This is a genomic window from Bradyrhizobium sp., assembly GCF_035701725.1.
Taxonomy (GTDB): Bacteria; Pseudomonadota; Alphaproteobacteria; order Rhizobiales; family Xanthobacteraceae; genus Bradyrhizobium.
Genome location: NZ_DASSRP010000308.1, coordinates 1 through 13,755 on the forward strand (window position 1 = coordinate 1; position 13,755 = coordinate 13,755).

At 63.5% G+C, this 13,755-nt stretch carries 12 protein-coding genes, 1 tRNA gene and 2 pseudogenes; 10 read left to right on the forward strand and 5 right to left on the reverse strand.

Annotation, left to right across the window (positions count from 1 at the left end; all coding sequences use genetic code 11):
* The 5 genes and pseudogenes from VFL62_RS18265 to VFL62_RS18280 all read left to right on the forward strand — a co-directional run.
* Window positions 1–182, forward strand: a pseudogene (locus VFL62_RS18265) (succinyl-CoA--3-ketoacid-CoA transferase); the annotation flags it as partial.
* A 186-nt stretch (window positions 183–368) separates the two neighbouring features.
* Window positions 369–1,358 (forward strand): GlxA family transcriptional regulator, encoded by a 990-nt coding sequence (locus VFL62_RS18270; protein ID WP_325173783.1) that lies wholly within the window; start codon window positions 369–371, stop codon window positions 1,356–1,358.
* A gap of 113 nt (window positions 1,359–1,471) precedes the next feature.
* Window positions 1,472–1,999, forward strand: a complete 528-nt coding sequence (locus VFL62_RS18275; RefSeq protein WP_325173784.1) for a Tautomerase enzyme — start codon at window positions 1,472–1,474, stop codon at window positions 1,997–1,999.
* A 34-nt stretch (window positions 2,000–2,033) separates the two neighbouring features.
* Window positions 2,034–2,567 (forward strand): annotated as a pseudogene (locus tag VFL62_RS26925) (nitrilase-related carbon-nitrogen hydrolase); the annotation flags it as partial.
* 1 nt (window position 2,568) lies between these two features.
* A complete protein-coding gene (locus VFL62_RS18280; RefSeq protein ID WP_325173785.1) occupies window positions 2,569–2,997 on the forward strand; it encodes a nitrilase-related carbon-nitrogen hydrolase in 429 nt (142 codons plus the stop codon).
* Between the two features lie 111 nt (window positions 2,998–3,108).
* Here the strand turns inward: VFL62_RS18280 and VFL62_RS18285 are convergent, their stop codons facing one another.
* The 3 genes from VFL62_RS18285 to VFL62_RS18295 are packed head-to-tail and all read right to left on the reverse strand — an operon-like array spanning window position 3,109 to window position 6,690.
* A complete protein-coding gene (locus tag VFL62_RS18285; RefSeq protein ID WP_325173786.1) occupies window positions 3,109–4,455 on the reverse strand; it encodes an MFS transporter in 1,347 nt (448 codons plus the stop codon).
* A 58-nt stretch (window positions 4,456–4,513) separates the two neighbouring features.
* Entirely contained in the window at window positions 4,514–6,043 is a 1,530-nt protein-coding gene (locus VFL62_RS18290) for an aldehyde dehydrogenase (RefSeq protein ID WP_325173787.1), read from the reverse strand.
* Window positions 6,040–6,690 (reverse strand): GntR family transcriptional regulator, encoded by a 651-nt coding sequence (locus VFL62_RS18295; RefSeq protein ID WP_325173788.1) that lies wholly within the window; start codon window positions 6,688–6,690, stop codon window positions 6,040–6,042. The genes VFL62_RS18290 and VFL62_RS18295 overlap by 4 nt, the downstream gene beginning before the upstream one ends.
* Window positions 6,691–6,842: 152 nt before the next feature.
* Here VFL62_RS18295 and VFL62_RS18300 point away from each other — a divergent pair, with 152 nt between their 5' ends.
* Window positions 6,843–7,613, forward strand: a complete 771-nt coding sequence (locus VFL62_RS18300) for an alpha/beta fold hydrolase (RefSeq protein ID WP_325173789.1) — start codon at window positions 6,843–6,845, stop codon at window positions 7,611–7,613.
* Between the two features lie 127 nt (window positions 7,614–7,740).
* On the forward strand, window positions 7,741–8,181 hold the full coding sequence (locus tag VFL62_RS18305) for a hypothetical protein (protein WP_325173790.1): 441 nt from the start codon (window positions 7,741–7,743) through the stop codon (window positions 8,179–8,181).
* Between the two features lie 64 nt (window positions 8,182–8,245).
* On the opposite strand, the gene VFL62_RS18310 is transcribed toward VFL62_RS18305, so the two are convergent.
* Window positions 8,246–11,446 (reverse strand): PAS domain S-box protein, encoded by a 3,201-nt coding sequence (locus VFL62_RS18310; protein ID WP_325173791.1) that lies wholly within the window; start codon window positions 11,444–11,446, stop codon window positions 8,246–8,248.
* A gap of 198 nt (window positions 11,447–11,644) precedes the next feature.
* On the opposite strand from VFL62_RS18310, the gene VFL62_RS18315 reads away from it, so the two are divergent.
* The 3 genes from VFL62_RS18315 to VFL62_RS18325 all read left to right on the forward strand — a co-directional run bounded on the left by VFL62_RS18315 (window position 11,645) and on the right by VFL62_RS18325 (window position 13,092).
* Window positions 11,645–12,028, forward strand: coding sequence for a phasin family protein (locus tag VFL62_RS18315; RefSeq protein WP_325173792.1), 384 nt, complete (start codon window positions 11,645–11,647; stop codon window positions 12,026–12,028).
* Window positions 12,029–12,264: 236 nt separating this feature from the next.
* A complete protein-coding gene (locus VFL62_RS18320; RefSeq protein WP_325173793.1) occupies window positions 12,265–12,699 on the forward strand; it encodes a phasin in 435 nt (144 codons plus the stop codon).
* Window positions 12,700–13,015: 316 nt separating this feature from the next.
* Window positions 13,016–13,092: transfer RNA gene (locus VFL62_RS18325), tRNA-His, on the forward strand.
* A gap of 178 nt (window positions 13,093–13,270) precedes the next feature.
* On the opposite strand, the gene VFL62_RS18330 is transcribed toward VFL62_RS18325, so the two are convergent.
* A complete protein-coding gene (locus tag VFL62_RS18330; RefSeq protein WP_325173794.1) occupies window positions 13,271–13,483 on the reverse strand; it encodes an AlpA family transcriptional regulator in 213 nt (70 codons plus the stop codon).
* Window positions 13,484–13,755: the final 272 nt, after the last annotated feature.

A 13,755-nucleotide genomic window follows, 5' to 3' on the forward strand; every position in this document is an offset into this window, starting at 1 on the left:
GCACGCTGCCTTTGACCGGCGAGCGCGTCGTCGACATGGTGGTGACGGATCTGGCGGTCTTCACCATCGACAAGCACGGCAAGGACGGCATGGCGCTGATCGAGCTCGCCGACGGCGTCACGCTCGACGAGGTGAAGGCAAAGACCGAAGCCGAGTTTCGGGTGGCGCTGAAGAACGCGTAAAGGCGCCATCACATTCGTGATGGCCGGCTGGTCCGGCCATCCAATGGCTTTCGAATCGTCCGAGACCTGGATGCCCGGCAGAACACCGAGCATGACAGGCTATGCTGCATGCTTGGCATGCGGTTGCGTTCGGCCGCCCCGCGATGGCAAGATTGCCTCAATTCAGGGAAAATCAGACACGACGCCATGCCGCTCATTAAGATTTGGGTCTACGACGATATTCTCGCCTCCAGCGTCGCTGGTTGCCTCGACGTCTTCACGGCCGCCAACTACTTCTGGTCCAAGAAACAGGGTGGCAATGCGCAGAGCTTGAAATGGCGGCTGGAATCGCTCGACGCCAAACCGATCCGGACCGCGTCCGGGCAGGTGATCAACGTTGACGGTCCGATCGGGCCGCGGAGTGCGGCCGATGCGGTGATCGTCCCCGGTCCGTTCGTGACCGACGTCGAGCGCTTCTTTGCGAGAGCCGACCTCATGAAGCCGCTGTGTTCGGCACTTCGCGCCCAACATCAGCGCGGCGCGCTTCTGGCGTCCTATTGCACCGGCAGTTTCATTCTCGCGGAAGCTGGGCTCCTCGAAGGAGGACTTGCGACCACGCATTGGGCAAAGGCCAAGATCTTTGCGCAGCGCTATCCTGCAGTCGAATTAAGCGTATCCGAGATACTGACCGAGCAGAACAACATCATTTGCAGCGGCGCGGTGACGACCGCGCTCAATATGGCGCTGCGGATCGTCGAGAAGTTGCTGGACGCGCGCGTTGCCGGCGAGGTCGGCCGCATCATGCTGATCGACCGCAATCGTGCCTCGCAGGCGTCCTACGCAGCGATGGAAGAGGAGGCGGAGCATTCGGATGCGCTGGTCGCGCGCGCCCAGCGGGCGATGCAGAAGTCGCTGCAGGCCGGCTTCAATCTCGGCGAACTCGCAGGTGCCCTCTCGGTCAGCGAACGCACGCTCAACCGGCGGTTCAAGCGCGCGACCGGTGAAGCGCCGCTGCAGTATCTTCAGTCACTGCGCGTCGATGTGGCTAAGCGTTTGTTGCAGGCAAAGCGTCTGACCGTCGATGCGGTCGGCGAGCGCGTCGGGTACCGCGATCTCTCGACCTTCCGCCGCCTGTTCAAGCGCGAAACCGGATTATCGCCACGAGATTATCAGCGTCGCTTCTCCTCCGCCAATTGAGACCCCTTCCGGCGCTTGTCCGATTTTGCACGAAAGATGGCGATATCGCCACTACGATCGCAGTCGCCTCGCTTCTAGATCTCGGTCGTCCAAGCAAACAAGCGAGGTTCGACATGCCGATGATCGACGTTACGATTCCCGAAGGTGCCTTGAAGCCGGAAGCCGAAGCGCGCCTGATGAAGGAACTCACCGATATCCTGATCACCCATGAGGGCTTTGGCGCCGACAACCAGGTGGCGCAGAGCGTCACGTGGGTGTTCGTGCATCGGCCTGCGGCGGTGTTCGTCGCTGGCGAGCGCGCGACAATGCCGCGTTACCGCATCGTCTCCACAGTGCCCGAAGGCCAATATACCGACGCGATCCGCAAGGTGCTGGTGAAGGATGTCACCGATGCCGTGGTGCGCGCCGACGGCGGCAAATACGAAGATGTGGCGAAGCGTGTCTGGGTTTTCCCGACCGAAACTCCGGACGGCGAATGGGGCAGCCGCGGCGCGATTCAGCCGCTGCCGAATATCCAGGCGCTGATCGCCGGCGAGCACCAGCGCGAGGTCGGTGTCGCGCGATTGGCACGGCGGCGCCGCGTCAAGGCACTGGCGTTGCTCGAAGGCGCGCTCGATGCCGCGCGCAAGGGCGCAGACTAGCGCTGGTAGTGTCATGTCAGAGAGTGATCGCTTTATGCTCGCGGCCATTCAGGCCGCAGCAGTGCCGTTCAATCGCGATGCGTCAGTCGAAAAGGCCTGCCGCCTAATCGCCGAAGCCGGCGCAATGGGTGCGACTATCGCGGCCTTCGGCGAAACCTGGCTGCCCGGCTATCCATTCTTCTGCAACGCGCCGCTGTCGCCGCTGACGTGGCAGGCGATGGCGGACTATCTCGACAATGCCGTCGACATTCCCGGTCCGGCGACCGATGCGCTATGCGAGGCGGCGAGGTGCGCGGGCCTTGACGTCGTGATCGGCGTGGCGGAGCGCGACGATATCACCAGGGCCAGCGTGTATTGTACACTGCTGTTCATCGGTCGGGAGGGCATCATTCTCGGTCGTCATCGCAAGATCAAGCCGACGTTCAACGAGCGCTCGGTATGGGGTGATGGCGACGCGACGGGCCTCCGCGTCCACGAACGGCCTTATGGACGGATCAGCGGGCTCAATTGCTGGGAGCACAACGCGATGCTGCCCGGTTATGCGCTTGCAGCTCAGGGCACGCAGATCCATGTCGCGGCATGGCCGGGACGCGAAGCTGCAAGCGCGCCGCCGTCGCCGAGCCCGCTCTGGCCGCCAATTATTGTTGTCGCGTGCCTTCGCTTCGCAGGCTGCGTGTTACGTCATCGCGGTTGGCGGCATGCGTTCCCACGCCGATACGCCGGAGCGGTACCGCGCACTCTCGACGATCGAGTACACCGGCGACAGCTGCATCATCGATCCCCGCGGCGAGATCATTGCCGGTCCCGGCGAGGGAGAAACGATTCTGATCGCCGAAGGATCGCGCGAAGCCGTCCTTGCGGCAAAGTCACTGTCCGACATCGGCGGCCACTATTCCAGGCCGGATCTGCTGCGGCTGGTCGTGGACCGCAGGCCTGTGCAGCGAATGATGGAGGCAAAGACCGAAGCCGAGTTTCGGGTGGCGCTGAAGAACGCTTGACCTGTCATTCCGGACGGTCCGCACACGTGCGGACCGATCCGGAATCTCGAAGTTGCGGCGCGAGATTCCGGGTTCGCGCTTTGCGCGACCCGGAATGACGACTCTAAATTTTCACGTTTTCGCCTTTGCGACGTCCTCCAGCCCGCGGTTACGCGGCTCGACGCCCCAGGCCCACACCACCAGAATCTGCACCACCACGAGAGCAATCATCAGCCAGACCACGCCGGGCAATTTGTAGTTGGTCACCAGTGCCAGGACGATGAAGGGTGACACCACGGTGGCGCCGCGTCCGAAGAAGTTGCAGATGCCGTTCGCCGTGAGCCTGATCTCGGTCGGGAACAACTCCGTCGTATAGACGCCATAGAGGATCGCGGTCTGCACGTAGATCGCGACCACGAGGATGAATCCGACGCTGAGCACGATCGCGGGATCGGAGGCGGCATCGAAACGGGCATAGAGATAGCCGCTGACGATGGTGACGACGGAAGCGCCAATGATGCTCCAGCGCCGGCCGATGGCGTCCGAGGCGTAGGCGCCGCACGCGCATCCGACCAGCGACGCCGCCGACAGCACCAGCGTATAAGCGAGCGAATTGGTGATCGTCAGTCCCTGGCGCAGAAAGAACTGCGGCAGAAAGATCACAAAGCCGAAGATCAGCGTGTTGATCGTGATCAGCACCCAGGCGCCGACGATCATGCGCTGGAGCAGTGGCGGCTTGATCAGATCGCTGGCGGCGAACGGGACGACGGGCGGTGCGCACACCGCTGGCGGCAACGGTTGGTCGCCGGCTGCTTCTTTTTCGATCGCCTGCATCAGGGCGGCGGCTTCCTCGTTGCGTCCCTCCGATTCCAGCCATCGCGGCGATTCCGGCAGGTTCTTTCGCAGATACCAGACGAACAAGGAGCCGATGCCGGCGATCACGAACATCGGCCGCCAGCCGAAATTGGGAATGATGAGATAGCCGAGCAGCGAGGTGACCGGAAATCCCGCGACCACTATGAAGGCCATCATCGAGAGCCAGCGCCCGCGCGTCTTCGGCGGAACGAATTCGGTCAGCGTCGAATAGCCGACCACGATTTCGGCCCCGAGCCCCAGCCCCTGCACGAAGCGGCAGATGATGAGCTGGGTCATGTCCTGCGCGAAGGCGGCGGCGAGCGAGGCAAAGCCGAAGATCAGGAGGTTGATCTGGTAGGTGAAGCGGCGGCCGTATTTGTCGCCGACAAAGCCCGTGACCAGGGCGCCGATCGTCATGCCGACGAAGGTCAGCGACAGGAACTGCGAATTCTGCGCCGCGGTCGAGAAACCGGATTTGACCGTTGCGGCGAGCACGCCGCCGGCAACATAGAGGTCATATCCGTCGAAAAACATGCCGGCGCCGACCAAAGCGAAGATGCGGTAGTGAAACGACGAGATCGGCAGCCGGTCGAGCCGCGCGCCGGCGTTGACTGCAGCAGTCATGAAAGTCCCCCCTTATTGTCTCGCGCCCCGGCTTCTCGGCCGGCGTCACGTCTTACGCTTAATTCAACCGCCGCTGGCCGGCCGTGTCACGGTACCAGTCGAACGGCGCGTCATTGGTTGCGACCATGACGCTCTTGACGTTGAAATGATCGTCGAAGCTTTCAGTGCCGCATTCGCGTCCCACCCCGGAATCGCCGACGCCGCCCCAGGGCGAGGCCGGATCGAGCCGGTGATGATCGTTGATCCAGACGATGCCGCATTTCACGCCCGCCGCGACGCGATGGGCGCGGGCGACGTCGCGGGTGCGGATCGCGGCCGCCAGCCCAAACGGTGAATCGTTGGCAAGGCGCAAGGCATCCGCCTCGTCCTTGAACGGCGTGACCGATGTGAACGGGCCGAACACTTCCTCCTGGAAGATGCGCATGTCGGCTTTCACGTCGGCGAACACCGTCGGCTCGACGAAGTAGCCGTTCTCGAAACCTGCGATTTTCGGTGCCACGCCGCCGGCGACGAGCCGCGCGCCGTCCTCGTGGCCGAACTTGCAATAGGACAACACGCGGTCGCGCTGCCGCGCCGAGATCACCGGGCCGAGCTGCGTGGCGGGATCGGAGGGATCGCCGATGCGGATGGTCTCGGCCTTGGCTTTCAGCTTGGCGACGAATTCGTCGTAGATCGAGGCCTGCACCAGGTGGCGCGAAGCGCAGATGCAGGTCTGGCCGGCGCCAATGAAGGCGCCGAACGCCGCATAGTTCACCGCGCGGTCGATGTCGTAGTCGTCGAACACCATCACCGGCGTCTTGCCGCCGAGCTCCATGGTCTGGTGCGCGAACACTTTCGCGGCAGCACTTCCGGCGATGCGACCGGCCTCGGTGCCGCCGGTCAGGACCAATTTATCGATATCGCCATGTTCGGCGAGCATCTTGCCCGCGCTTTGACCGAGGCCGAGCACGACGTTGAACACACCCGGCGGCAGGCCTGCGTCAGTGAAGATCTTCGCAAGCTTGAGCGTCGTCAGCGGCGTGTATTCGGACGGCTTCACCACGGTAACACAGCCCGATGCCAGCACCGCGGCCAGCGATTTGCACAGGATCATCAGGGGATGGTTGAACGGCGTGCAGTTGGCGACGATGCCGATCGGGGTGCGCAGCGTGTAGTTCAGGTACGGCCCTTCGACGGGGATCACCGAGTCGCGGCGGGCGAGCGCAAGGCCGGCGAAATAGCGGAAGAAATCCGGCAGGCGGGAGAGCTGCGCGCGGGTTTCGTTGACCGGGCGGCCATTGTTGAGCGTCTCGAGCTTATAGAGCTGATCGAGATTCGCCTCGAACGCGTCGGCGAGCTTGTTGACGAGCCGGGCGCGGGCGCGCACGTCCATGCCGCCCCAGGCCTTGCCCTCGAAGGCCGCGCGCGCACTTTTCATGGCGCGGTCGATATCTTCGGCGGTCGAATTCGGGATCTGCGCGATCACTTCGCCGGTCGCCGGATTGCGCACGTCGAGCATCGGACCCTGGCCGGCTTCGATTTCGCGGCCGTCGACGAAGTTGCCGTGGATCTCGATCGATGAGGTGCCGGGCTTGGCGGGAATATTCATGTTGTTTTCTCCTCCACGATCACGGCGTTCCGCTTGAGTGCCGGCAGCACGCGCTTTTCGGTCTGTTGAATATGGGCCTTGATGAGGCCCTGCGCGCGCCGGCGGTCGCGGCGCTGCATCGCCTCGATCAGCTCGCCATGTTCCTTCACGAGCTGGGTCGGGTCGTGATCCCTGACATTGGCGAGGCTGACACGGACGAGACGGTCCGCCTGTCCGATCAGATCGCACAACGCGCCGGCCATGCGGCGATTGCCGGAAGCCTGCGCCAGCGCCGAATGAAACGCGCGGTTATAGCTGATGAAGTCTTCGCGGTTGCCGGCAAACTTTCGGAAGCTATCGAGCGCCTTGAGCGTCTTGTCCGCTGCATGTTCGATCGCTTCCGCCACGCAGGCCGGCTCCAGCGCCAGACGAAATCGCAACAGGTCGCGCGCGTCCGACAGCGAACTCGGATTGACGCGATAGCCCTGGCGCGGCTGCACCGTGACGAGGTGCTCGCGCTCGAGCCGCAAGAGCGCCTCGCGGACCGGCTGGCGGCTGACGGCATAGCGGGTGGCCAAGTCCTGCTCGCGCACGTCGTCGCCCGGCGCGAGACGGCAGTTCAGAATATCAGAGCGCAGGCTCTCATAGACATTGTCACGCAAAAGCATGATGTTTTCCGCTGAATTTCGTACGCTATGTTGCATTCGTGAAATATCACGTCAAGCGCCGAGGGCTTGAAATGTCCGTGGTTTGATCTATCAATCGGTTCCGTCTCACGCTTCCTCATCCGTCCCGCTCCAAGACAAAAGAAGGACCCCGCATGGATCGATTGTTCGCCCACGGCAGCGTCAATGCGGCGGTGTCCGGTGAGGGGCCGGCCCTGTTCCTGTTTCACTCGCTATTGTCGGACCGGGCGAGTTTTGCCTCGATCGAGCCGGAACTGGCGCGATCGCACCGCGTCGTGGTGCCGGAACTGCCGGGCTTTGGCGGTTCGCAGGCGGCGGGCGGCTCGCTTGCCGAGGTAGCCGACCGGATGGCCGAGGTGGTGAGGGATGCCGCGGGCGGGACAGACGTCACCGTGCTCGGCAACGGCTATGGCGGCTTCGTCGCCTTGCAGATGGCGATCCGCCACCCTGACATCGCGAGCCAACTCATCCTCGCCGATTGCGGCGCGGCGTTCTCCGAAGAGGGCCGTCAGGCCTTCCGCAACATGGCGGCGGCAGCCAAGGCCAAGGGCCTGGCCGCGATCACCGATGTCGCGATGCGGCGGCTGTTCGCGCCCGATTTTCAGGCCGGTCATCCCGATCTGATGCGCGACCGCCGCGAGGCCTTTCTGAAGACCGATCCCGAGGTGTTGCAGGCGGCCTGCGCGCAGCTCGCCGAACTCGACCTGCGCCCTGAACTGCCAAAGGTCAAAATCCCGGTGCTGGTTCTGGTCGGCGAACATGACGAGGCGACGCCGCCGCCGATGTCGCACGAGCTCGCGGCGCTGCTGCCGGATGCGCGGCTGAAGATCCTGACCGGCTGCGCCCACGTCCCGCAATTGCAGGCGCCAAAAATGTTTCTCGATGCCATCGCGGACTTTCTCTAGGCGTCTGCGCTTCCTTTAGGTGCATCCGCCGGGCGTGCCTCAATCGTTCGGCGGCTATGACAATTGTCAAAACATTCGGCGGCGGTCCTTGTAGTCTGGGCGTGGCCCAACCGGAGGAGCGCCGTCGATGCCGATGATTGATATCTACGCCACCGCAGGCACTTTTGGCGATCCCCATGCATTGGCCAAAGAGGCCGCCGCGATCGTCAAATCGATCGAGCAGGTGCCGGACATTCCGATGTTTCGCAAGAATACCGCAACCTTCGTGCATGAGCTCGCGCCCGGCGCGATCTCGAACGCGGACGGCGATTCCAACTATGTGCGCGTTCAGGTTCTCACCAATGCCGGCGCGCTCGACCGCGCCAAGCAGATCGCCGTGGTGCGCCAGCTCACCGACCTCGTGGCCAGGGCTGCCGGCGACGACGGTCTGAAAGACCGGACCTGGGTGGTTCTGACCGAGGCGGTACCGGGCGGCTGGGGCCTTTGGGGCCATGCCCATACCAATGAGGAAATCGTCAGCGCCGCGACGAAGGAGCGCGCGCGACACGCACGCGATCGCGAAGCCTAGGGCTGGTGAGCTGAACCTCCCCCTTACAGGGGGGAGAAGAAGAGAAGCGCCGCGGCGCGCGGATTTAAGTCTTGGCCACCGCCCGCGAAAACACCACCTCGACCAGCGTGCCCGAGCGCGCGCCGGTCTTGATGTTGAATTGTCCGCGATTGGCTTCGACGAGCGCCTTGGTCAGCGACAGGCTGACCGCGGCCTCGGGCGACTGATCGAGCGGCGCCGGCTGACGGAACGGCTCCATCGCCGCCGCGACCTCGTTGTCGTTGAGGCCAGGGCCGCTGTCGCGGATGCGCAGCGCCACGTCGCCGAAATCGGTCAGCGCGGTCGACACGATAACCTGGCCGCCGGCGTTGGTGAGATGGATCGAATTGCCGATCAGGTTCATGGTGATCTGGCGCAGCGCCGGACCGTCGGCCACCACCGGTGGCAGCATCGAGGCCAGCGAGGTGCGGATGATGATGCGTTCGCGGCTCGCCTGCGGCTGCATCATCGCAACGCAGCTTTCGACGAGATCGTTGAGGTTCTGGCTGGTGAAGGCGAGGTCGAGCTTGCCGGTCTCGATGCGGCTGAGATCGGTCATGTCGTCGAGCACCGCGACCACACGCTGGCCGGAGGTGCGGACGTCCTTCATGTATTCGATATAGCGCTCGTTGCCGAGCGCGCCGAAACGTTCGCTGATCATCACTTCGGCAAAGCCGATGATCGCATTCAGCGGCGTGCGGATTTCGTGGCTGATCCGCGCCAAGAGATCGGCCTTGGCGTTCGCGGTGCGATCGGCCAGGCGCTGCGCCTCGCGCAGCTCGCTCTCGCCTTTCTTGATCGGCGTCAGATCACGGAACACCGCGAAGAAATTCGGACCATTGGATCGCGTCCGACCGATCGTCATCGACAGCGGGATGAGGTCGCCGCTGCGCTTGCGGCCGAGGATCTCGTTGCCGTGTTCGAGAAGGCTCGCGACACCGGTGCCGCTGATGCTCTCGAGATACTGCTTGACGATGCCTTCGCTCTCGGGCGCGAACAGGCTGGCGAGATTGCGCTGGGTCAGTTCGTCGCCGTCATAGCCGAACAGGTTTTCCGCGCTGCGGTTGCAGGAATGCACATTGCCCAGCGCATCGAACATCAGGATGCCGTCGGCGCTGGTATCGAGGATGGCGGCAAGTTCTTCCGCATTGGCCTGGCCGACGGCGGACGGCTCGGCTTCGGCGACGGGCGGCATCGGCGGTTCGACCGAGGGCGCGGCGATGATGCCTTGCTCGAACGCGCCGGCAAAGATCAGCGCATGCGCGCTGTCGTTGTCCCAATCGATGGTGTGGAGGCGTGCGTCGATGGCGCCGGCGGACGGCGCCTCGGGCGATGAAATCCTCACCGGCGTGCCGGTGTCGGACGTGCTGCTCGCGCTCGAGACGCCGGGCTCGACATAAAGTGCATCGACGCCGCCGGCCTGTTCCAGCGCGTGCAGGCTCGGATAGCCCATGCGCTCGAGGAAGGCGCTGTTGGCGTAGAGCAGGCGGTCGAGCCGGTAGATCATCACGCCGGTCGGCAGAAGGTCGAGCAGTGTCTTGTCGCGCCTGCTTTCGCCGCGCGCCGGCGCTTCGGGCTCGGCGAGCCAGGTCGGAGGCGCGACATGGGTTGCCGTTGTCTCGCTCGTCAGCGATGCCGACGTGACGGCGTGAGGCGGTTCGGACGGCTCGCTCGCTTGAAACAGTCCGCCTTCACTTTCCAGCCTTGCCGAAAGCTGACGGGCCAGTTCATCGAAGGCGCTGTTCTCGACCGGCGTCAGCACCGGTGGGCGCGCGTCGTTGAGCGGGCGGAACGGGACGACGTTTGGCGAGGCCGGCACTTCCGTGAGGATTTCGTTGGGCGTTTCCACCGGCCTATCCTGTTCGGTTGGGTGTGCTGCTGTGTCGGGTGAGGGCGCAGAAGAAATCGGCGCTGTCGAATTAACGGTTGTCGAATTAACGCTTGTGTCGGCAATGTGAGAGGCAGGCGCAGGCGAGATCCATGGTTCCGTAACGGCTGGGCCAATTTCAGGCGACATCATGTCGGCTGATGGCGGATCGTTGAAGAATTCCTGACTGCGCAGGACGTCGAGCCGCGCAAGGCTTGCGACGTCACGGCAAACGCCGAAGCCGCGATAGCCGACAAAGTTTCGCATCGCATCGTGGATCGGCAGTCCCGACATCTCGACGGCCAGACGGCTGCCGTCGTCGGCCGGCCAGTTCACGGTGATGCCGCTCCAGCTTTCGCGCGTGGCGATCGCCTTGACGACGAGGCCTTCCGGATCGAGGCCGAAGACGTCGGCGATCTCGGTCCACGGCCGGCCGAAGCCGGCGGCGGTGTGAACGCCGATCAGACGCGTGAAGGCGTCGGAGCCGAGCGAGAACCTGCCATCGGCATCCATCTGCCACATGAAGCGCATCGGATGCCGGCGCGATGTCGGTGTAAGCGGCTCGGCGGGTTGGAGATCAGTGGCGCGCGGTGCAGACGTCTCAGCTTCCGTCGCTTCAGCTCGTGAAACGGCGTCCGCGTTGGACGTTGTGTTCGCTGCCCCGGCTGTCGCGTCCTCGGCCACCGCATCGGAAAATACCGACACGGGCTGGTCATCCTGCGCGATTGGAATTTCCGCCGGCGTGAGGACCGCAAACAGCCCCCTATCGGCGCGGTTGCCGAGGCGCACGAGCGTGATGTGACCCGAGCCGAAAGGCGCTTCGCTGCGGCCTTGTTTCAAGGCGGTCTGGCGCGCTTCCTCGAGGCCTGCATCGGCGAGGTGATGAAGGGCGGAGGTGTCGAGCTTGCCGCCGGCGGCAACCAGCGTGCCGTCGCTTTGGAAGCTCGCCACCGGCGCGTCGATGTCTTCGACCAGCTTTTCGAGTTGCTCGATCAAGGGCAGCGTGCGCCCGACCGGTTCGGCGGCCGCGATCAGAATGCCGTCGTTGCCATCGGCAAATTCAAGCCGCGCGCAGGCGCAGGTGATAAGGCCGTTGAGAACGGAGCCGAAGCCGCGCAACCGCTCCAGGCGAACGGCGCCGTTCGGCAGCAGGCGGCGGGCGAGCTGGGCTATCTGGCGGCGGTGCGGGTCGGCCGGGCCGAAGACCCTGCCGAAGAGGCGGACGCTGTTCGCCGCGCCGAACGCCAGCGCGCCGGCAGGATTGGCCCACAGCACGCGCGTTCCGTCGACCGACCATAACCAGGCGGGAAGGGGGCTTGTTGCATGCACGGCCAGCCGCGGATCGTCGGCGCCTCGCCTCTTGAATTCCGTACTTTGCATCGTCTTTCGGCGTCGGATGGTCGGGCTTGGCGAACCTGACAGCGTTAACAGATCGTTAGTATCGCCTTCCGCGCTTTGCAGGTCCACGGCCGGGGGCCGGGATCGGGTTCGAAAGGCGGGATAACCTTAACTCGTATGAGCCCATGGACCTTGTCGCGCTTTCGGGCGTTGCCACCGACTCAAAACAGGAGGCGCATCATGGACGAACAGGGACAGCGGCATTTCGAGATCCCGAAGGAGATGCGGTCGATGGCCGACGCCGGGCTGGAACAGGCGCGCAGAACCTTCGAGAAATTCATCGAGGGCGCGCAAATCGCCGCCGATTCGCTTTCGGCGCGAACCGCGAGCGTCGGTGCCGGTGCCAAAGACGCCAGTGCGACGGCGTTCTCCTACGCCGAGCGGAACGTCCAGGCTTCGCTCGACTACGCGCAGGCGCTCGTCCATGCCAAAGACCTCAGCGAGGTCATGCGGTTGCACCGCGAATATGCGCAGAGCCAGATCCGCGCGCTGGCCGAGCAGGCCAGCGAAATGGGCCAGATCATGAGCCGCACCGCAATGGATGCCGCCAAGCCGAAACATTAGGCTTTGGAACCAACCAGGACGGAACACCTTGGGCCGAAGCGGCGCCTTGCCGATTATTTTGCGGCATCGCAGAGGTATTTCGTTGCGTTGCACAAAAATGCCATGATAATGTGCTCATATCTTGAGCGCCCCAATCGGGTATCTCCGCCTAAAGTGATCCCTGCCGACGTTTCCGGAAATCCCCGGGCGAGCAAAGGGTCACATCGTATCCACCCTTCCCCCAGAGGATGCATGCCATGGCCAACACTACCGATCCGTTCTCCGCCTCCATCATTCCGTTCGAAGTCCCCGAGCAGGTTCGTGCTTTCGCCGAAAAGGGCGTTTCGCAGGCCCGCGACAATTACGCCCGCTTCAAGGACGTTGCCGAAAGCAACAATTCGACGATTGAAGCGGTGTTTTCCAACGCCAGCCGAGGCTACAGCGAGTACTCCGCCAAGCTGATGGAAATCGTCAAGGCCAACACCTCCGCCTCGCTCGACTTCGCGCAGGAACTGGTCGCCGTGAAGACGCCTTCGGAGGCGATGGAGCTTTGGACCAGCCACGCCAAGAAGCAGTACGAGGCCTTCTCGGCCTGGAGCAAGGAGCTCACCGAGCTGTCGCAGCGGGTTGCGAGCGAGACCGTCGAGCCGATCAAGGCCAATGCCAACAAGCTGTTCAAGCCCGCAGCCTGAGCCTAGCGATAAGGCCATCGGCCGAAAAAGCCCGGGCGGTCGCGCCCGGGTTTTTTGTTTGAAAGCGGCAGCAGCGGCCGAAAAGCCGCGTCGATAATGCCTTGTTTTGGCGGGCGGTTGGCCTTGCCAAAGCGCAAGCTTGCACCTAAAGCGCGTAGTCTTGCGGAAACCAGCCCGCGTTTTAGATGGTTGTTTGAGCATGATCCCCCGGGTCAAGCCCGAGGGCAGGCTTTTCGGAAAACCGGCTTCCACTTTTGTGGATCATGCTCTAGTTTCCGCCCGATCTCAGGCCTCCTTGGGAGGCCGATCGAGGGATGCAGTTGTAGCTCAGTTGGTTAGAGCGCCTGTCTGTGGAACAGGAGGTCGGTGGTTCGAGCCCACCCAACTGTACCAAACAAATCAGGTGGTTAGCAGTAATCCCGGGATTGGGGCACCCAGCCTAGCTACCACGTAGCTACCATCACGCCGCGCTTTAATTGTAGATTGAGAAAACACTCGATTGTGATGGCTGCTCATCGCGAGCGCCGGGTTCACGGCGCATCGTGAGCCGCGTTGGCTGCGACAAGCCTCTTCAGGTTTCATCGAACTCCCGTTTCGGACGCCATCTGATGGGATCCGCGATCCAACGATTGATATCGGATTCGTGCCAGCCGCTCCCGTTGGCGCTGATCTTAATCTGCGAAGGGAAAGTGCCTTCGGCGATCTTGCGGTAGATGGTGGACCGGGACAGCCCTGTCCTGGCGAGGACTGTTTTCAAACGGATGATACGGTCCGGTTCGCGCATGGCCGCGCTGCCTCTTGCTGGCTGTCTCTGACTGCTCCTGATCCAGACAGGATGAGCCGTGGCGGCCGCGCAAGAGAGTTTTCGCGTCGGCGTACTGTGACGTAGAGCCGGCGGGAAATCGGACGGGTCAAATTCCGAGACCCCGGCCTCTGCCGATGTCGAGGCCGTGGGTGAAGGCAAGTTCGAGGCTGAGCCTGCGGCCTGTTTCGAAGGAGATGCCGAGCTCGCGTTTGCGGTTTTCGAGCAGGGACTCCAATTGAGTATCGCGTTCG

What these genes read in the sequence shown, in the direction of transcription:
- VFL62_RS18310 (WP_325173791.1), bottom strand. Translation starts at nt 11,446, where the DNA reads ATGCAAAGTACGGAATTCAAGAGGCGAGGCGCCGACGATCCGCGGCTG.
- VFL62_RS18285 (WP_325173786.1), bottom strand. Translation starts at nt 4,455, where the DNA reads ATGACTGCTGCAGTCAACGCCGGCGCGCGGCTCGACCGGCTGCCGATC.
- VFL62_RS18315 (WP_325173792.1), top strand. Translation starts at nt 11,645, where the DNA reads ATGGACGAACAGGGACAGCGGCATTTCGAGATCCCGAAGGAGATGCGG.
- VFL62_RS18320 (WP_325173793.1), top strand. Translation starts at nt 12,265, where the DNA reads ATGGCCAACACTACCGATCCGTTCTCCGCCTCCATCATTCCGTTCGAA.
- VFL62_RS18280 (WP_325173785.1), top strand. Translation starts at nt 2,569, where the DNA reads ATGTCGCGGCATGGCCGGGACGCGAAGCTGCAAGCGCGCCGCCGTCGC.
- VFL62_RS18295 (WP_325173788.1), bottom strand. Translation starts at nt 6,690, where the DNA reads ATGCTTTTGCGTGACAATGTCTATGAGAGCCTGCGCTCTGATATTCTG.
- VFL62_RS18290 (WP_325173787.1), bottom strand. Translation starts at nt 6,043, where the DNA reads ATGAATATTCCCGCCAAGCCCGGCACCTCATCGATCGAGATCCACGGC.
- VFL62_RS18270 (WP_325173783.1), top strand. Translation starts at nt 369, where the DNA reads ATGCCGCTCATTAAGATTTGGGTCTACGACGATATTCTCGCCTCCAGC.
- VFL62_RS18305 (WP_325173790.1), top strand. Translation starts at nt 7,741, where the DNA reads ATGCCGATGATTGATATCTACGCCACCGCAGGCACTTTTGGCGATCCC.
- VFL62_RS18300 (WP_325173789.1), top strand. Translation starts at nt 6,843, where the DNA reads ATGGATCGATTGTTCGCCCACGGCAGCGTCAATGCGGCGGTGTCCGGT.
- VFL62_RS18330 (WP_325173794.1), bottom strand. Translation starts at nt 13,483, where the DNA reads ATGCGCGAACCGGACCGTATCATCCGTTTGAAAACAGTCCTCGCCAGG.
- VFL62_RS18275 (WP_325173784.1), top strand. Translation starts at nt 1,472, where the DNA reads ATGCCGATGATCGACGTTACGATTCCCGAAGGTGCCTTGAAGCCGGAA.